This window comes from Telluribacter roseus, from assembly GCF_017355915.2.
Taxonomy (GTDB): Bacteria; Bacteroidota; Bacteroidia; order Cytophagales; family Spirosomataceae; genus Telluribacter.
Map to the genome: position 1 here is coordinate 379,141 of NZ_JAFEUV020000004.1, position 17,989 is coordinate 397,129.

The following is a 17,989-nucleotide window of genomic DNA, read 5'->3' on the forward strand; positions in this document are numbered from 1 at the left end:
CCATTTCTTTAATGCTCCTGTCTTTATAGCCCTCCTTAGTAACCAGCAGAGAGGTAAGAGACTCAAAAATACGTCTACTTTGAGATAGGGCAAGTCTTTCAGGAATTTTCAGATAGGTAGAAAGGTAAAATCTGCCGATTTTATAGTAAAAAAACACATATTTTCGCTCTGTTTATCTGTAACGTTCCGGTTTTAAAGTAATCATCCATGATTTCTAAAAAAGTACTACGAAAACCGATACCCATTATGGCTTTAACGGCCATGGTTGTGGTATCCTGTATGAAGCTTTCGCCTTCGGGATCCAAATCTTCGGCGCTCATCGTCAAGGAAGATCCCGCTCAGGCGCGTCAACGGGCCAAAGAGATAAGGGATAATACACCTATCAAACTAGCGGATGGACTCAAACTGGACCTGTGGGCGACTGACTCACTGGCTCCGGACCCGATCGCTATGTCAATCGATGACAAGGGCAGGGTATACCTGACCCGTACCAACCGCCAGAAAAACTCCGAGTTTGATATCCGGGGGCACAGCAACTGGATGACGCCCTCCATTGGTCTGCAGTCAGTAGAGGACCGCCGGGCTTTTCTGCGCAGTACCTTCGCTCCTGAAAAGAGTAAGGAGAATGAGTGGGTCAAAGACCTGAACGAAGACGGCTCGCACGACTGGCGCGACCTGGCCGTAGAGAAAGACGAGGTATGGCGCCTGGATGATACCGATGGCGATGGCCTGGCCGATGTATCCATGCGTATCCTGAGCGATTTCTTCACTGAGGTGACTGACGTAGCCGGTGCCCTGTTGGTACGTGCGGAGGATATGTTTGTAGGTATTGCGCCTGATTTTTGGCGCCTCAAGGATACCAACGGCGACGGAGTGATGGATCAGAAAACCTCCATCAGCCATGGCTACGGGGTACACATTGGTTTTGGTGGACACGGTATGTCCGGTGCCATCGAAGGTCCCGATGGACGTATCTACTGGGGTATTGGTGATATCGGTGCCAACATCACTACAAAGGAAGGTGTCAACCATAAGTACTCTAACGAAGGGGTCATAGTTCGCTCAGACCCAGATGGTAGCAACTTTGAAGTATTTGCCCACGGCCTGCGCAATACCCACGAATTTGTGTTTGATGAGTACGGCAACCTGATTACTTCTGACAACGATGGTGACCACCCCGGCGAGAGCGAGCGTCTGGTACACCTGGTGGATGGCTCCGATACCGGCTGGCGTACCAACTGGCAGTTCGGTAAGTACACCGATCCCCGTAACAATTCGTACAAGGTATGGATGGACGAAAAGCTGTACACGCCGCGCTGGGAAGGCCAGGCTGCCTACATACTGCCTCCCATTCAGAACTTCCATAATGGACCTACCGGTATGGTATACAACCCCGGTACCGCCCTTGGCTCTGAGTGGAAGAACAAGTTCTTCCTGGTGGAGTTCGTGGGTAACCCGGCTCGTTCGCCCATCTGGTCGTTTAGCCTGAAGCCTAAAGGAGCCTCCTTTGTGCTGGACAAAGAGAAAGAAGTACTGACAGGTATACTGCCTACCGGTATTCGTTTTGGTCCGGACGGAGCCCTGTACGTAGCCGACTGGATCAACGGCTGGGGTACTAAAGATGCCGGTCGCGTATGGCGGTTGGATGTAACGGATAACAAAAACGATCTGAAGGACCTGCGTGCCCAGACCAAACAACTGATGCAGCAGGACTATTCGACACAGTCAGAGGACAAGCTACTCACTCTGCTTTCCTACCCGGATATGCGCATCCGTCAGAAGTCTCAGTTTGAACTGGCGAAGCGGGGCAAGAAAGGTTCTTTGATCTTGAGCAAAGCCACCGCTCAGACCGGTGATCAGATGGCTCGTATTCATGGTATTTGGGGGCTGGGGCAGCTGGCCCGTCAGGATAAATCCTACGCGGGTACCTTACTTCCCCTGTTAAAAGATTCTGATCCGGAAATAGTAGCTCAGGCAGCTAAAGTGATCGGCGATGCCGACATCAAGGAAGCAGGTTCGGTACTGGTATCTTTGCTAACAAGCCCTAACCCCAGGGTGAAGTTCTTCGGTGCGCAGGCTTTGGGACGTATTGGCTACAAGGATGCGGTAAATCCCCTGTTGCAAATGATTGAAACCAACAACAATGAGGATGTATACCTGCGTCACGCGGGTGTAACGGCGCTGGCTCGCATCGGTGAAGTAGAGCCTATAGTAGCATTGGCTACTAATTCCAATAAGGCACTTCGTCTGGCTGGGGTACTGGTACTGCGTCAGCTCAAGAATGATAGAATCTCCCTGTTCCTGCAGGATAAGGATGAGTACATCGTTGCCGAAGCCGCTCGCGCCATCAATGACGATGAGTCTATCCCTACTGCACTACCGGCTCTGGCCGCCACGCTCAAAGAGAAGCGTTTCACTTCCGAGCCGCTGTTGCGTCGTTCGATCAACGCGGCCCTGCGTGTAGGTGGTGAAGAGCAGCTCAATGACCTGGTTGCTTTTGCCAAGCGTACGGATGTATCCAAAGAACTGCGTGCCGAGGCACTGGCTACCCTGGGTACCTGGGCTAATCCTTCGGTACTGGACCGGGTTGATGGTCGCTACCGTGGGGTGATCACCCGCGATCCCGTGGCCGTACGAGCCAAGGTAATGCCGCACATCAATGACCTGCTGCAGGACAAGAACAACGAGGTAGTAGTAGCTACGGCCCAGATGCTGGGAGAGCTCAACATTCCAGAGAGCAACACCAGCCTGGTGCGGGTACTTAATGAGCACAAGGCGCCCGAAGTACGCTCAGCCCTGCTGACTGCCCTGTACAAGCAGAAGTACAGCGATATGGAGACGGTGATCAAGAAAGGCATGAACGATCAGGACGAAGATGTACGTACGACGGCTCTGGGTCTGGTTAGTGGTCTGAATCCTTCGCAGGAGACGCTGGGTGAAGTAGTAAAAACTATCTTTGACAAAGGTACCGTCAAGGAGCAGCAGCAGATGCTGCGGGTACTTAGTACCATGCCGGCTGCCAAGACAGAACGTATCCTGGAAGGTCTGGTGACCCGGATGGGTAATAAGGAGCTTTCGCCCAGCCTGAACCTGGAACTGGCCGAAGCGGTAGATTCTACGCATTCGGAAGCGCTCAAAACTAGACTGGCTGCCTTCAAGCCGGCCGGTACTGGAGTGGCGGAGTTTCAGGAGGCCCTTTTCGGAGGGAATCGGCAGCAGGGAGCCCGGTACTTCTTCACCAACTCTACCGGGCAGTGTGTGCGCTGTCATGCGATTGGTGGACGTGGTGGCGCCGTAGGACCTGACCTGTCTTCCGTTGCCGATGTGCTGACCCGTGATCAGCTCCTGCAGGCGCTGATCGAGCCGAGTGCTCGTCTGGCCCCCGGATTTGGTACGGTTACACTTACGCTGAAAGATGGACAAACCGTCACCGGTACGCTGATACACGAGTCGGATAAGGAGCTTGAGTTGAAGACATCCGAAGCCGAGCCGTTGAAAATAGCGGTATCTCGTATTGCCAAGCGTGAGAACATGCCATCAAGTATGCCTCCAATGGGCTACATCATGTCCAAGCGTGAGATCCGCGATGTGGTGGAGTTCCTTTCAAGCCTGCGGAAGCAGTAGTTACTCTTAGATAAGTTAAAAGGAGAAGTCCGGGTCGTGAGGCCCGGACTTCTCCTTTTGTAGTGGTACTAACGATGTAAAGTGTTAGGCCTTCTTCAGAAAAGCCGCTTTAAGTACCATCACGGTACGCTCTACCTTGCCTTCTACTTCCTCCTCGTTATCAGTGAGGCGTATATTCTTGACCAGGGTACCTCTTTTGAGTACGGCCGATGAGCCTCGCACCTTCAGGTCTTTGATCAGAGTTACCGAATCGCCTTCTTTGAGCAGGTTGCCGTTACTATCCTTTACTTCCATGGGTGTTATGGTTGGGGTTTACTACACGATGTTAGGGCCGTTAACGAATCTACAGGTGATAGATCAGGTAGCGACTGGCAAAGGTAGGTAACCGCCAGCTATATCCCAGACTTCTTATACCTGCTTATCACAAACCGACGGAGGAAAATACAACTACTCAGAAGCTTACGATTGTAAACCCTGAATAGCTTGCTTAGCCCGACTACTCCTTCTGTAACTGATAAAAGTGATCACCAGTACCAGTCCGGCCAGCACGAAAGGCCATACACTGATCAGGGACAGCAGGAACGTCAGGAGGTTGTTCCAGCCTTCACCAAACGCTGATCCTACCTGAGATAGGAAGGCCAGGGATTGTCCGGTTACTACGTAGTACTCGATCTGCACTGTACTGAAAGCAATCCGGTCATTGAGGTACCTGAAGCGCCCCTCTATGGATTCTATCTCGGTGCGCAGTGTACCCATTTCCTTTTCAATGGCCAGGACCTCCTTTACATCGCCGGCCCGCTGAAGAAGTACCTTATACCGGCTTTCCAGTTCTTTCTTCGTCCTGAGTCGGGCTTCTACATCGATGTACTCTTCTGTGACATCCTTTGCGTCTACGCTCTTACTCACAAACAGAGAGGTACTTGTTGAAATGGATGCAAAAAAAGCCTCAAAGTTAGTAGCCGGTACCCTGACCGTCAGGGAGTAGTTGACCTTATCCTCCCTTTTATCAACTTCTTCATTTGAGATATAGCCCTTGTAGTCTCTGATACTCTTTTCGATGAGCTGACGGGTACGGGTGGCGTCGTTTGTCTCAAACCACACTCTTCCATTCCGGATGATCTTCCGTTCTATTTTTCGTGGACCTTGCGCGGGTGAGGCGGGCATGGCTTCTTCCTGCGGGGGATGTATGACCATTTCACTCGCTTCCTGAGGCGGGATTCTCATTAAGTCTACCTCTACGGCAGCAGCATCTCCGTCATATAACGTGTCCTGTATGCGGCTGCACGAAGTAATAAGCAGGAGACTGATACATAAGGCAACGTGGAGTTGTAGGTTGGCTTTCATAGGTGCAGTGGGAGTAAGGGTGAGAGATAAAGTTTTTGTTAATATATAAATAAATTATATATAGTATAATCGGAGGCAAAAAAATTGAGTAGTAGCAGTAGACAATCTTTTACTATTTTGGCCGCTTCATTGCTCATCGATAAACCAAGAGCCAGCATCGCATGAAAGAATTAGACATAGATTTTGTCAGAAAGCAGTTTCCGGTATTCAATACCGACTTAGGGCGTAAAGTAGGTTTTCTGGATAATGCCGGGGGTAGTTACGTAGCCGGAGCCGTTATTGACCGCCTCACTGATTTTTATACCAACTACAAAGTACAGCCCTACGGCGCCAATCCCATTTCTAACAGGGCCGGGGTGGCGATGGATGAAGGGAGAAGTACCATGGTGGCCCTGCTGAATGTACCGTCGGATCTGCTTACGCTGGGGGCTTCCTCCACCCAGAACTTCAATACCCTCACCATAGCCTGTACGCCGTTGGTGAAAAGGGGGACAGAGGTAATCGTTTCGGAGCAGGACCACGAGTCGAATATAGGTGGCTGGGAAAGGCTGTGTCAGCGGCAGGGGGCTACGCTCAAATTCTGGAAGGTGGACCCCAAGACCGGTGAACTGGATCTGAATGATCTGGAGGCACTACTGACTCCTCAGACGGTAATACTCTGCGTGACCCAAAGCTCCAACATCATTGGTACCCTTAACCCCATCAATGATATTGCCGCGCTGGCTCGCCGTACTAATACCCGGGTGGTAGTAGATGGCGTATCCTACGCTCCGCACTACTGGCCCAACCTGGATGAGCTGGATGTAGATGCCTACGTATTCAGTACCTACAAGACCTACGGAACCCACCAGGGGGTGATGGTAGTACGGGAGGATTTTCTGGAAGAGCTCGAGCCGCAGAGCCATTTTTTCAATGTACCTTACAAGAACAAGCGCCTGGATGCGGCCGGTCCCGATCACGCGGCGATTGCTGCCTTGGCGGGATTAGGCGACTACTTCAGTACCGTATATGAGCATCATTTCGGAGCGGAGGCGGTACCACTGCATGTGAAGGCGCGCAAAGTAGCGGACCTGATGCACCAGCACGAAATGAAACTATGCCATTACCTGCTGGACCACCTGCGCGAGCTACCCGTCCGGATATTTGGTCGACCTACTACCGAACAACGTGAAGCCAATATTGTGTTTACTTCATCCACCGTAAGCTCAAAAGCCCTGGCGGATGGGTTGGCACAGTATGATGTCGCTGCCAAGAATGGTCATTTCTACGCCTACCGCCTGCTCGAAGCCATGGGTGTGGAGGATTTGAACGATGGTGTAGTCCGCATCAGTCTTTCCCACTACAATACCCGGGAGGAAGTGGAACGGTGTGTAGTGGGGCTACGTGAGTTGCTTAGTAATTGATCTTCAGAAAATTACAAGCCTCCATTAAAACAGCTGCTTTAATGGAGGCTTGTTTTTGAATAATGGGTCACAAAATATAATTACCTGAGTATGCGTGGTAGTTAGTTCACCAGAGGGTTGGTGGCAGGACTATAATGTATGTGACTACCGGTGCCACGGTTTCAACCGTGGCACCGGTCCATACTACAACCCCCTGTGGCTTGAACTACCAATTTGCCTATTCAAAGTAAGAGAGGCCAGGTAGCTTCACCGGGGACTGTTTTTTTATAGACTAGCCACAAAAGGCGACTGCCGGTAATAACGGGTATCTGTTAGCTGGTCTGCCAGAAAGGAGGCAAGGTCCGTGGCCCGGACTTTCTCCCCCGGACAATCCACCAGATCCACCTCAGTAGCCCCACTACTATCCGTAAATTCTATGAAGGGTACCCTGACCAGCGTCCAGTCCACCGGATTTTGTGCCAGGACTTTATAAGCCTTCTGCCGATCTTCGTGTATAGTCGGGTAGGTAGCCTTCATCCAGTCGGTAGCCATTTGGGTTCGGGCGCTTTTCTGGTCAGTAGGGGTGTCCAGGTTGAGCCCGGCTACGGATATGTACCGTCGGATCTGAAACTCATCCATCACCCGGAGTAGATGATTCGTAACCTGACTGGCTACCAGGGGCTCATTGGGGCGCTGGCCTACGGTACTAATAATGGCATCACAGCCCCGGACCAATGCTCGTATGTCTTCGTAGTGGATTGCATCACCTTTACAGATGTAGATGGAAGGACTACTGATGGATAATGTGTCCGGCTGGCGGAGAAGTAGTTTGAGCTGGTAACCGCGGTGGAGGAGCTCTTGTACCAGGTAGGTGCCGGTTTTACCTCCACCACCCAGTACGGCAATCGTAGTAGGTTGTTTCATTGTTCTCTCTGAAATAATGATATAAAGATTCACAGCGCTTTTTGGAGTAAAAGCGCGGGCAGCCTGTACGGCCGCCGGAGGATTGTATGTTACAGAGAGATTTTAATGGGTTGAAGGTACAAATTTTTCGAGAAGCCACGCATATTTTCAGCTTTGAAATCGTAAACTAAAAGAATGGATCCACCGGTGCCACGGTTACAAGCGTGGCACCGGTCTGAGGCTGAAAGTAAGGATGAACAGGCCAGCAGCATAGTCTAAATCCATGGAAAATATGGTAGTCTCACGAGGAGCAGATATATTTAACTCTTCAAATAACTCTAACCCATGATAAAACGAAATATCCTACTCTTCCTCCTGCTGGTCTGGCAGACGGCTACAATCCAGGCGCAGGATGAAATTATCAACAACATCATCAAAGAGGCTAACGCTAACTCCCAACTCGAACCCATCGCGCACGAGTTGATGGACGGCATTGGTCCCCGGCTGGTGGGCAGTCCGCAGATGCAGAAAGCCCACGAGTGGGCCGTGCAGAAGTACGCAGACTGGGGCATACCCGCCCGTAACGAGAAGTGGGGCGAATGGCGGGGGTGGCAGCGGGGCGTCACCCACATTGATCTCATCAGCCCCTGGGTAAGAACCTTGTCGGGTACCCAACTGGCGTGGAGTCCGGCTACCCCAAAGGGGGGCGTTAAGGCCGAAGTAGTGATACTGCCCGAGTTTGCTGATTCGCTGGCGTTTCAGCAGTGGCTGCCTACAGTCAGGGGCAAGTTTGTCATGATTTCGATGAATCAGCCCACCGGCCGCCCCGACTACAACTGGAAGGAGTACGCCACGGAGGAGTCTTTTGCCAAAATGAGAAAGGAAAGGGAGGAGATGAACCAGGCCTGGGCGCAGCGCCTGCGGAAAACCGGTAAAGACCGTTGGACGCTGCCACTAGCCCTGGAGAGGGCCGGAGCTGTGGGGATTGTGACTTGCTACTGGTCGCAGGGCTTCGGGGCCAATAAGATCTTCAACGCCACCACCAAAAAAGTACCTACCATTGATCTCAGTCTGGAAGACTATGGTCTGGTGTACCGACTGGCCGAGAGTGGAAAGAAGCCGACCATTAATCTGGTGGCTGAGTCCAAAGAAACGGGAATGGTACCTACCTTCAACACCATCGCCGAGATCCGGGGCAGTGAGAAACCGGATGAGTACGTGATGCTTTCAGCCCATTTTGACTCGTGGGATGGTGGTACGGGAGCCACCGACAATGGTACCGGTACCATCATGATGATGGAGGTCATGCGCATCCTGAAAAAGGTGTATCCCAATCCACGGCGGACTATACTCGTCGGGCACTGGGGAAGTGAGGAGCAGGGGCTCAATGGCTCACGAGCCTTTGTGCAGGACCACCCTGAGATGATGCCCAAGATACAGGCCCTGTTCAATCAGGACAATGGTACCGGTCGGGTAGCCAATATTTCGGGTCAGGGCTTTGTGCATGCCTATGACTTCCTGGGGCGCTGGTTAGCCAAAGTACCTAATGAGATTACGAAGGATATCAAGTATACCTTCCCCGGTAATCCGGGTGGGGGAGGTTCGGACTATGCTTCCTTCCTGGCGGCGGGAGTACCGGCTTTTTCACTGAGTTCACTGAGCTGGGCGTACTCTACCTACACCTGGCATACAAACCTGGATACCTATGATAAAATTGTCTTCGACGATGTACGCAGTAATGTAATTCTGACCGCCATACTGACGTATATGGCCAGTGAAGACGAAGCGACCAATAAGGAGGTGCGGGTACCCCTCGGACCTAACGGAGCGCCCATGTCCTGGCCTTCCCAACGTGCTCCTACTCGTAAAGGGGGGATGTAATAGTAGTACTTCTAACAAGAAAGCCCTGCGATGTAGTCGCAGGGCTTTCTTGTATTTATAGCTCAGGTCTTATAGGTTTCCTTTGCGTAGTTCTTCCACCGCATGGTTAGCCGCACGGGCTGTGATAGCCATGAAGGTCAGCGACGGGTTCTGAGTGGAGTTGGTAGTCATACAGGCCCCGTCCGTTACGAATACGTTCTTTACCTGATGCAGCTGGTTCCACTTGTTCAGTTGCGACGTCTTAGGGTCTTTACCCATACGTACACCACCCATTTCATGGATATCCAGACCGGGAGCCTTATCAGGCTTATCGTGGGTCTTGATGTTCTTGAAGCCCGCCAGCGTCAGCATCTCGGTCATCTGCTCGTGGAAGTCCTTGATCATCTTCTCGTCGTTGTCGTCGTAGCCTACGTTAATGCGGAGCTGCGGCAGACCGTACGGATCTTTCAGATCTTTATCCAGCGCTACGAAGTTGGTCTCCTTCGGGATGGTTTCGCCCATCATGTGTGAGCCTACGCGCCAGTTGCCGTGCTTCTGCTGCATCAGGTTCGACTTTAATTCTTCACCGAAGCCATTGCGGTCGTTGTAGGTAATACGGCTACCGCTGAATCCGGCGGCATAGCCACGGATAAAGTCAGCATTTTCATCCTGCTTGAACATGTTGCGGAAACGTGGAATGTAGCTACCGTTAGGACGAATACCCGCCGTGGTCGTATCAAGGAAGCCTTCATACTCCGCTGAGATGGTAGTCCGGAAGTTATGGAAAGCGACAAACTTCCCCAGCAGACCATTGTCATTGCCCAACCCGTTAGGGAAGCGGTTCGATATCGAGTTCAGTAGGATCAGGTTAGAGTTCAGCGTAGAAGCATTTACAAAAATGATCTTGGCGTAGTACTCAGTCATCTCCTTGGTATTGGCATCAATCACCCGTACACCCGTAGCTTTTCCTTTCTGCTCATCGTAGATGATCGAGTGTACTACCGAGTGGGGGCGAAGGGTCATGTTTCCAGTCTTTTCAGCCCAGGGTAGGGTGGCTGAGTTACTGCTGAAGTACCCTCCGAAAGGACAGCCCCGCTCGCAGATGTTACGATGCTGACACTGACCACGGCCCTGCTTCAGGTGGATAGGCTGCGGCTTGGTCAGGTGCGCTGCCCGGCCTATGATCACTGGGCGGGCACCCTTGTAGTGCTTCGCCATCTCCTTAGAGAAGTGCTTCTCTACGCACGACTGCTCGTGCGGTGGCAGGAACTCACCGTCGGGTAGTTGGGCCAGGCCGTCTTTATTACCAGATATACCCGCAAATTTCTCAACGTAGCTATACCAGGGCGCAATATCTTTATAGCTTATGGGCCACTCTACCGCGTAGCCATCCCGCGCGGGACCGTCGAAGTCGTACTGTGACCAGCGCTGGGTACCCCGCGCCCACATCAGTGACTTACCACCTACCTGATTACCCCGGATCCAATCGAAAGGCTTGTCCTGAATATAAGGTTGCTCGGAGTCCTTCAGGAAGAACTGCTGCGAACCTTCGTGAAAAGCGTAGCACTTGGTAGCAATCGGATTTGCCTCCCGTACTTCGCGGGTGATCTGTCCGTTGTGCTCAAACTCCCAGGGCTGCATCATGGTAGTAGGGTAGTCGGTTACGTGGCGTACATCGCGGCCACGCTCAAGTACCAGGGTTTTGAGTCCCTTATCGCACAGTTCTTTGGCCGACCAGCCTCCGCTGATTCCCGAGCCGATCACAATGGCATCGAACGTGCGCTCTTTGATTGAATCTATATTGAAATAAGACATGTCTTTTGAATTCTTAATGCTGAGTTAGGAATATTGAATTAGGAATAATCTATTGAGCGATGAACGGCAAATGCGGTGATTGTTTTAATTTTCATTCAATCATACATTCACTCAATCACTCAATGATCACTTATGATGCTATGGGTACACAGCCGTGGTAGAAGCCGGGAGCCATGTTGTACTTGAGTACATTGTTCATATAGTACTCCGAGTTGGTATAGCCCTGAATAGTCAGGTTCTTGATCATATTCACGAACTGCTTCTCGGTAGTGTCAGATGCGTTGCTCATAGTCGTTAGTACGGCTACACGCTCTGTAGGGGCCAGCGCTGTAAATGATTTGCTGTAGGCCTTGTTCGATGCTTCGTCAATAGCGACCAGCCCCTTCTGTAAGGTTGCCTGAGCGGTGGCCGGATAGCAATCATTGATCATGCGTGCCGCAAACTGGTGCACCTTCAGAGATTTGGCACCCGGTGATACTTTTCCCGCGGCAGTAGTCTCTGGAATAATGGCTTCAACAATCTCGGACAGGAGGACTTCCTGATTTTCGGAAAGGGTAGACGTACGGCCAATGGATTCGGGTGTCCAGTTAGTAGCCCAGGCAGGCAAACTTACTAAACCGCCCAAAGCCAAACCCATACTTTTAAGGGCTGATCTTCTTTTCATCGATTTATTAAAATATTTTATTTACTAAGTAAAGAAGGATATTCCACATTCTAACGTTTTTTCAATAAAAAAATGCGATAAAATTGGCTTTTTTTTAGCCACAAGTACTATACCCCTATTAAAAGTAGCATTTAACGGTGATAGCGATGGTCTAAAGCAGCGAGAGCCGCTCCCTGAGGAGCGGCTCTCGATATAAACGTATAGGTATATACTACAATCCATATACCCATCCTACGTATACTACCCGGCTGATGGGGGCCGAGCCGTAGGCGTAGATAGCGTTGGAGTTGGTGAGGTTGGTACCTCCCAGCTTCAGGGTACTCTTCAGCGATGGGATCCGGTACCCTAGCTGGGCATCTACCGTCCCGAAAGCCCCAATATGGCCTTCGTCGAAAGGCATAAAGAAGGTGTAGCCGGTCTGGCGGCGGTAGTTGATACTATACGTTAATTGCTTGTGCTGACCATCCAGCCCCACGTTAAACTTGTGCTCAGGGGTATTGAACCCGAGGATCAGCCCCGGTACATCTGATTCGTTGATGTGCGACCAAGTATAATTGGTATACAGATGCAGGCTTCTGGTCAGGAAGTACTCCGTCGAAAGTACTACGCCCTGCGTTTGTACCTGCTGGTCGGCGTTGGCCCATACCTGAATGAGTCGTCCGCGGGTACGGTCCGTAGCCGGCTTGGCAAAGTCACCCGTGGGGGTAGGCAGAGGCGCACCCGTCACGGGGAGTCCATCTTCGCGTCCGTAGAAGCGCAGGGTACCTATGAAGTCGCGGTAGCTGGAGCGGTAGTAGCTGGCATCTACATAAAGTCCTTTAACCAGTTGAGCCTTGTATCCTATTTCCCAGGTATTTACCTTTTCCGGAGAGAGGTTGTTGATTCGCTGTGGTTTCAGGAAGTTGGGGTTGGGCTGTCCGTTGGGTAGGGTCGAAACGGCATTCAATCCTTCGTAGCCGTTGTCAATGTTGCCCTGTACCAGCAGCGTACCAAAGTCGAGGTAGATGAATTGGTCCAGCTGGGCCGGCTGACGATACGCCTGGGCGTAGCTCAGACGGATGTTGTGCTCACGGTTCTCTCCCAGCGACAGTACTCCCGAAATACGGGGTGAAAAGCGGGCACCAAAGTTACGGAACTGGTCGTAGCGTCCGGCGAAGGCCAGGCGCAGGCGGTCGTTGAGCAGGTCCTGACGTACCTGCGCGTAGGCGCCCCCTTCCCAGTTGACGATCTTATCCCGACGCTGTACTTCGCCGGTACCCGGTTTGATGGGTGATTTATCACCGTCCGCCAGCAGAGTACCCTGCGATTGTAGAAAATGGGTACGGTAGGATGCTCCCGCTACTACATTGGTTTTGGGAGTAAGCTGCCACTCCCGCTGACCGCTGATATCCCAGAAACGGGCCGTGTTGGCAAAGGCTGCTCCACGTACCGTGCGGGTACCGTTGACATCTATAGTACCTACACCGCTCACGATCTGCTCACGCATCTGGTTGAAGAGCGGACTTCCGGCCGGTAGTTGTACACCGGCGGCCAGTTGCGACGCCAGGCGCTGCGCTTCCTCGATACCCAGTCCTCCGGGTACCGCCTGGGGCAGGGTATAGGTAGAAGGCAGACCACCGTTAGGATTGGGTAGGTACACACCGGCTACCGATGCTCCCGAGGGTAGTCCGCCGGTACGGGCAGCGCTGAATAGCTGGTTCCAGAGGGTAAAGTAGTTCTGCGAGAAGGTAGGGTAGCGGGTACCATTGGCTTGGGTACCGGCTGCTATCGGTGCGCCCATGATCCCATTACCGAGGGAGCTCAGGTCGTAGGCTTTGCCGCCATAGTCAAACATGGTATAGGCGCGCAGGAACCAGCCTTTGCCGCTGAGCTCGGCCCGGTGCAGGTCGTACTGCATGGCGCGCTGGGCGTAGCGGCTGCTGCTCTGGAATACGCCATTGCTGAACGAATACCGGTACTCGTACACGGCCTTCATGCGGTCGTTGATCCTCCAGTGCAGCGATGGATTGACCCGGAAGTTGCCGGCTTTGTACTGATTGCCACCCAGGCTGAACAGGTCGCCGGGAGCATTGGCCCAGAGCATTTCGGCCTCAGAATAGCCGGGAGCGTAGATTCGGTAGGGCGTTCCGTTATTTAACGCCGTTAGTGCCGGGTTGGTAACCGTTGAACCGGCATCGCCGTAGCGGTTGATGGCATTCCAGCCCAGCGGGGAGCCGGTTGGGTTATTGATAGGGTCAGCTCCGGCCAGTCCGCCCGCAGTAACTCGCTTGATGGCTGCTTCGCTGGATGCGATAAACTCATCCGCGGTGAAGTAGTTAGCGTTAAGTTTAAAGGCCAGCCGGTCGCCCAATACTTTGGCGTAGCGTACCTGACCATCCAGCATACTACGGCTTCCCCCACGCAGCGACACCGCCAGACCGGGAGTCCTGAAAGGATCTTTGGTATTAAGTAAGAGTACGCCATTGATCGCATTGGAGCCGTAGAGGGCCGAGTTGGCTCCGTGAATGATATCTACACTTTCCAGATCAAGCTCCGGTACGCCCATCCAGTTGCCGTAGTACAGGGAAGCCGTGGGGGAGGTAACATCTACGTAGTCGATCAGTTGTACTACGCGCTCAGCCTTGGAGCTGTTAAAGCCACGCGTGCTAAAACTGGTAATGAGCCAGCTCGACTGATTGACATCAACGCCTTTGTAGCGGGAGAGACTGGATATTAGCTCGGTGCCCGGCAGGCGCTGTATCTCTACTCCGCTGATACGCTCAACGGTAACGGGTGTTTCCATCACCCGCTCCGCCGTACGCGAAGCCGATACAATTATTTCATTAAAGGTACCGCCGTCCCGGTGAACACCGTCGCGGTGAATACTGTCACGCTTTTGGGCAGTGTCTGGTACGGTCTGCGCCCCCACTGGAGTAGACAGAGCCAAAGCCACCCAAATAATCATTTTGTAACTTTTACGCATAGAATAAACACAAGTTTCGAGCGGCGAATTTAGTTGGTAGGCTTCATTGTACCTCCAGTTTTAAAAAATTGTGAAGAATGAGCAGAAAGGTAGAAGTGAGCTGCTGTACAATTAGCTGACAGCGAATAAGTAGTAGAAGTGCCGTCTGTACTTTACTCTGAGAGCTTTTAAAAACAGCACTACTATGAAACACACTCCATTATTACTGTTATATTTTCTGACAGTGTTAAATACATCGCTTTTTGCCCAGGAAGAGCTTTGTCAGGGGCCTTACTTCACGGAAGAGCAGGGGCGAACCTTTCTGCAAAGTCAGGTACCTAAGTCGCTGGCGGACTGGCAAAGCCGGTCAAAGCTGGTTAAAGACCGGGTTCTGGATGGGATGGAACTACGCTCTATGCCCGCTCGGCCTACCTCGGTTCCGATCATCCACAGCCGTCGGGAGATGGACGGATATACGGTAGAGAATGTAGCTTTCGAAAGTATGCCCGGTATCTATGTAACGGGTAATCTGTACCGGCCTGCACAGAAGTTAAAGTCGTATGCGGTCATCCTGAGTCCTCACGGGCACGGTCCTGACATGCGCTTCCACGAGCAGACTCAGAAGCGCTGTGGTACCCTGGCCCGAATGGGAGCCATTGTATTTGCTCCTGATATGATCGGACAGGGCGACTCGAAGCAGTGTGAGCATAAGCTGAGCAAGGCGCTGAAGCTGCAGACCATTAACAACATCCGGGCGCTGGATTTTCTGCTGGCCTTACCCAGTGTAGATCCTGAGCGGGTCGCGGTAGTAGGTGAATCGGGTGGAGGTACCCAGACCTTTGTACTTACGGCTCTGGACCCACGGGTGAAGGTGGCGGCGCCTACTGTGATGGTGTCGTCTTACTTCTTTGGGGGCTGTACCTGCGAGAGCGGCATGCCTATCCATAAGAAAGGCGAGTTCCAGACCAACAACGTGGAGATAGCCGCTCTGGCCGCTCCCCGCCCTATGCTGCTGATCTCCGACGGTGGCGACTGGACCAAGAACACTCCCCAGGTAGAGTACCCCCACATCCAGAATATATATACACTATATAATGCCAAGGATAAAGTCTCGAATGTTCACCTGGCTAATGAGAAGCACGACTTCGGCCCCAACAAGCGGGCTGCTATGTACCCCTTCATGGCAAAGTACCTCAAGCTGGATGAGAAGCAGGTGGATGAAAGCCGGGTGCAGGTACTGGACCGGAAAGTACTGGCGGTGTTCGATGAGGCTCATCCGCGTCCGGCCAATGCGCTACAGGGAGATGAGGCGGTGCTGGGAGTACTGTAGTGTAGTATAGGTGTGAGGGAAAAATCGTCTATCTGATGGCGTGAATCTTCCATGTTAGCCGGGGCCTAATCAGCCCACCTTTGTCATGTCAATATTGACATCACAAGTTAATCGAAAACATGGATCATCTAACCAAAACACCAGGTATCACTTTTTCAGTACCCACCCGTGAGGAAGTAAGTCCCGCTAATCAGGCTATCTTCGACAATCTGCAAAGTGCTCTGGGATTCGTCCCTAATTTGTACGCCACCATTGCCTATTCTGGCAATGGCCTGGCACGGTACCTGGCGTATCAAAATGCAAAAACCTCCTTCTCCAACCGGGAGAAAGAAGCCATCAACCTGGTGGTGAGCCAGGTGAATGGCTGTGTGTACTGCCAGAGCGCCCATACCGTCATCGGCAAGATGAACGGGTTTACCGATGAGCAGCTTCTGGATATACGCCGGGGTAAAAGCGCAAACTCTAAGCTGAACGCGCTGATGGCTCTGGCCGCTGATGTAACAAAAAGCCGGGGCTATGTATCGCCTGAGCTGGTAGCCGCTTTCTTTGAGCAAGGATATACCCGGGAACACCTGGTGGACCTCATCCTACAGATCAGCGATAAAATAGCCATGAATTACCTTCACAACCTGACCCAGGTTCCGGTAGATTTCCCCCTGGCTCCAACACTTTCTTAAATCTATTCGGTGCATCCGGACCTTTTGGTTCTGGATGCACCTTTCTACACTATATCATTACACGTATGGCTACTGAAGTAAGATTTCCTGTTCCTCCTTTTACCGAAGAAACCGCTCTGCAAAAAGTCAAACTGGCCGAAGACGCCTGGAACTCCCGTGACCCTGAGCGGGTTTGTCTGGCTTACTCTGTTGATACGGAATGGCGCAACCGCGCGGAGTTTATAAACGGACGGGAAGCGGTCAAAAGCTTTCTGAAAAGGAAGTGGGAGAAAGAACAGGACTACAAACTAAAGAAACAGTTGTGGGGTTTTCGGAATGATCGAATGGCCGTTCAGTTTGAATACGAATGGCATGACGCCGACGGGCAGTGGTACCGTAGCTATGGCAATGAGTTGTGGGAGTTTGATGAGCAGGGGGTAATGACCAAACGCTACGCCAGTATCAATGATCTACCCATTCTGGAAAATGAACGAAAGCTGCACTAATACGCTCCCTCCATGACTCACTCTACTACTTTTACGCTTATAAACAAACAGACGGGCCACCTGGCTTTCAAGTTGTTTTCGTTTAATGACGGTGGCCATTTTGATCATCTGCAGCGTCTCAACTACTATTCGCTCATCTGGATAAAAGAGGGAAAAGGTACCCTTACGGCCGATTTTGCTGACTATCCGGTAGGTGACCAAATGCTATTTGCCTTTTCACCTTACCAGCCGTTTATGTTTCAGATGGAGGGCGGAGTAAGCGGTACGGTACTCCAGTTTCATCCTGATTTTTTTTGCATCCATAAGCACCAGCAGGAAATAGCCTGCCATGGGGTGTTGTTCAACAATATCTATCAGGCGCCTTATATTTCGGTAGATGAGCATACCCAACGAACGTTCGAAATGGTACTTTCCCAAATCCGTGACGAGATGCAAACTCCGGCTCTGGCCCATCACGACCTGTTGATTTCGTACCTGAAGATTTTTCTGATTACCGCTACCCGTCAGAAAACAGGTCAACAGCAAGGGGCGGCGGTTGAAGAGCAGGAACTCCAGGAGCCTTTCATTTTACAAAACCTAAAAAATTACATTGAAGTACATTACAAGAGTCTCCATACGGCCAGCGATTATGCCGGGCTCCTGAATATTTCGCCTAAAGCACTCGCAAAGCTGGCAAAAACACATTTTAATAAAACCCTCACCGACCTGATAGCTGAGCGTATTGTCATCGAAGCCAAGCGGGAGCTGTATCTGACCGACAAGCCCGTAAAGCAGATTGCCTGGGAATTGGGTTACGAGGATGAGTACTATTTCAGCCGCTTCTTCAAAAACAGGGCGGATGTATCCCCCCAGCTTTACCGCGAGACAGTAGGCTTTTCAAGGGCATTGGCAGAATGAGTAGAGAATCAAACTATATAAGAATGAGACTCTCTATGGAAAGGATACTACTACAGATACTTAAATA

General features: G+C 51.7%; 13 protein-coding genes. 7 read left to right on the plus strand and 6 right to left on the minus strand.

Features of this window, described 5'->3' with window-relative positions; translation table 11 throughout:
- Nucleotides 1-246 precede the first annotated feature (246 nt).
- Nucleotides 247-3,624 (plus strand): DUF7133 domain-containing protein, encoded by a 3,378-nt coding sequence (locus JTN23_RS10700; RefSeq protein WP_247234734.1) that lies wholly within the window; start codon nt 247-249, stop codon nt 3,622-3,624.
- A gap of 84 nt (nt 3,625-3,708) precedes the next feature.
- On the opposite strand, the gene JTN23_RS10705 is transcribed toward JTN23_RS10700, so the two are convergent.
- Both JTN23_RS10705 and JTN23_RS10710 read right to left on the minus strand, forming a co-directional pair.
- A complete protein-coding gene (locus JTN23_RS10705; protein WP_247234736.1) occupies nt 3,709-3,918 on the minus strand; it encodes a zinc ribbon domain-containing protein YjdM in 210 nt (69 codons plus the stop codon).
- Nucleotides 3,919-4,083: 165 nt separating this feature from the next.
- Nucleotides 4,084-4,968: a DUF4349 domain-containing protein gene (locus tag JTN23_RS10710; protein ID WP_247234738.1), complete on the minus strand. Its 885-nt coding sequence runs from the start codon at nt 4,966-4,968 to the stop codon at nt 4,084-4,086.
- 161 nt (nt 4,969-5,129) lie between these two features.
- Here JTN23_RS10710 and JTN23_RS10715 point away from each other — a divergent pair, with 161 nt between their 5' ends.
- Nucleotides 5,130-6,371 carry an aminotransferase class V-fold PLP-dependent enzyme gene (locus tag JTN23_RS10715; RefSeq protein WP_247234740.1) on the plus strand — a complete coding sequence of 414 codons (1,242 nt, stop codon included), beginning with the start codon at nt 5,130-5,132 and terminating at the stop codon, nt 6,369-6,371.
- Between the two features lie 264 nt (nt 6,372-6,635).
- Here the strand turns inward: JTN23_RS10715 and JTN23_RS10720 are convergent, their stop codons facing one another.
- Nucleotides 6,636-7,274: an NAD(P)-dependent oxidoreductase gene (locus JTN23_RS10720; protein WP_247234742.1), complete on the minus strand. Its 639-nt coding sequence runs from the start codon at nt 7,272-7,274 to the stop codon at nt 6,636-6,638.
- A 324-nt stretch (nt 7,275-7,598) separates the two neighbouring features.
- On the opposite strand from JTN23_RS10720, the gene JTN23_RS10725 reads away from it, so the two are divergent.
- A complete protein-coding gene (locus tag JTN23_RS10725; protein WP_247234744.1) occupies nt 7,599-9,134 on the plus strand; it encodes a M20/M25/M40 family metallo-hydrolase in 1,536 nt (511 codons plus the stop codon).
- Nucleotides 9,135-9,203: 69 nt separating this feature from the next.
- Here JTN23_RS10725 and JTN23_RS10730 read toward each other — a convergent pair whose 3' ends face one another.
- The 3 genes from JTN23_RS10730 to JTN23_RS10740 form a co-directional block, all read right to left on the minus strand.
- Nucleotides 9,204-10,928 carry a GMC oxidoreductase gene (locus tag JTN23_RS10730; protein WP_247234746.1) on the minus strand — a complete coding sequence of 575 codons (1,725 nt, stop codon included), beginning with the start codon at nt 10,926-10,928 and terminating at the stop codon, nt 9,204-9,206.
- A gap of 130 nt (nt 10,929-11,058) precedes the next feature.
- Entirely contained in the window at nt 11,059-11,592 is a 534-nt protein-coding gene (locus JTN23_RS10735) for a gluconate 2-dehydrogenase subunit 3 family protein (RefSeq protein WP_247234749.1), read from the minus strand.
- 211 nt (nt 11,593-11,803) lie between these two features.
- Nucleotides 11,804-14,554, minus strand: a complete 2,751-nt coding sequence (locus JTN23_RS10740; RefSeq protein WP_247234751.1) for a TonB-dependent receptor — start codon at nt 14,552-14,554, stop codon at nt 11,804-11,806.
- A 184-nt stretch (nt 14,555-14,738) separates the two neighbouring features.
- On the opposite strand from JTN23_RS10740, the gene JTN23_RS10745 reads away from it, so the two are divergent.
- The 4 genes from JTN23_RS10745 to JTN23_RS10760 all read left to right on the plus strand — a co-directional run bounded on the left by JTN23_RS10745 (nt 14,739) and on the right by JTN23_RS10760 (nt 17,922).
- Nucleotides 14,739-15,863 carry an alpha/beta hydrolase family protein gene (locus tag JTN23_RS10745; protein WP_247234753.1) on the plus strand — a complete coding sequence of 375 codons (1,125 nt, stop codon included), beginning with the start codon at nt 14,739-14,741 and terminating at the stop codon, nt 15,861-15,863.
- Between the two features lie 119 nt (nt 15,864-15,982).
- Nucleotides 15,983-16,540 carry a carboxymuconolactone decarboxylase family protein gene (locus JTN23_RS10750; protein ID WP_247234755.1) on the plus strand — a complete coding sequence of 186 codons (558 nt, stop codon included), beginning with the start codon at nt 15,983-15,985 and terminating at the stop codon, nt 16,538-16,540.
- Between the two features lie 65 nt (nt 16,541-16,605).
- Nucleotides 16,606-17,025: a nuclear transport factor 2 family protein gene (locus JTN23_RS10755; RefSeq protein ID WP_247234757.1), complete on the plus strand. Its 420-nt coding sequence runs from the start codon at nt 16,606-16,608 to the stop codon at nt 17,023-17,025.
- Between the two features lie 12 nt (nt 17,026-17,037).
- Nucleotides 17,038-17,922 carry a helix-turn-helix domain-containing protein gene (locus JTN23_RS10760; RefSeq protein ID WP_247234759.1) on the plus strand — a complete coding sequence of 295 codons (885 nt, stop codon included), beginning with the start codon at nt 17,038-17,040 and terminating at the stop codon, nt 17,920-17,922.
- The last annotated feature ends 67 nt before the right edge of the window (nt 17,923-17,989 follow it).

Bases quoted from the DNA above. Each gene is read 5' to 3' on its own strand.
- JTN23_RS10700 (WP_247234734.1), top strand. From the start codon at position 247: ATGGCTTTAACGGCCATGGTTGTGGTATCCTGTATGAAGCTTTCGCCT.
- JTN23_RS10705 (WP_247234736.1), bottom strand. From the start codon at position 3,918: ATGGAAGTAAAGGATAGTAACGGCAACCTGCTCAAAGAAGGCGATTCG.
- JTN23_RS10710 (WP_247234738.1), bottom strand. From the start codon at position 4,968: ATGAAAGCCAACCTACAACTCCACGTTGCCTTATGTATCAGTCTCCTG.
- JTN23_RS10715 (WP_247234740.1), top strand. From the start codon at position 5,130: ATGAAAGAATTAGACATAGATTTTGTCAGAAAGCAGTTTCCGGTATTC.
- JTN23_RS10720 (WP_247234742.1), bottom strand. From the start codon at position 7,274: ATGAAACAACCTACTACGATTGCCGTACTGGGTGGTGGAGGTAAAACC.
- JTN23_RS10725 (WP_247234744.1), top strand. From the start codon at position 7,599: ATGATAAAACGAAATATCCTACTCTTCCTCCTGCTGGTCTGGCAGACG.
- JTN23_RS10730 (WP_247234746.1), bottom strand. From the start codon at position 10,928: ATGTCTTATTTCAATATAGATTCAATCAAAGAGCGCACGTTCGATGCC.
- JTN23_RS10735 (WP_247234749.1), bottom strand. From the start codon at position 11,592: ATGAAAAGAAGATCAGCCCTTAAAAGTATGGGTTTGGCTTTGGGCGGT.
- JTN23_RS10740 (WP_247234751.1), bottom strand. From the start codon at position 14,554: ATGCGTAAAAGTTACAAAATGATTATTTGGGTGGCTTTGGCTCTGTCT.
- JTN23_RS10745 (WP_247234753.1), top strand. From the start codon at position 14,739: ATGAAACACACTCCATTATTACTGTTATATTTTCTGACAGTGTTAAAT.
- JTN23_RS10750 (WP_247234755.1), top strand. From the start codon at position 15,983: ATGGATCATCTAACCAAAACACCAGGTATCACTTTTTCAGTACCCACC.
- JTN23_RS10755 (WP_247234757.1), top strand. From the start codon at position 16,606: ATGGCTACTGAAGTAAGATTTCCTGTTCCTCCTTTTACCGAAGAAACC.
- JTN23_RS10760 (WP_247234759.1), top strand. From the start codon at position 17,038: ATGACTCACTCTACTACTTTTACGCTTATAAACAAACAGACGGGCCAC.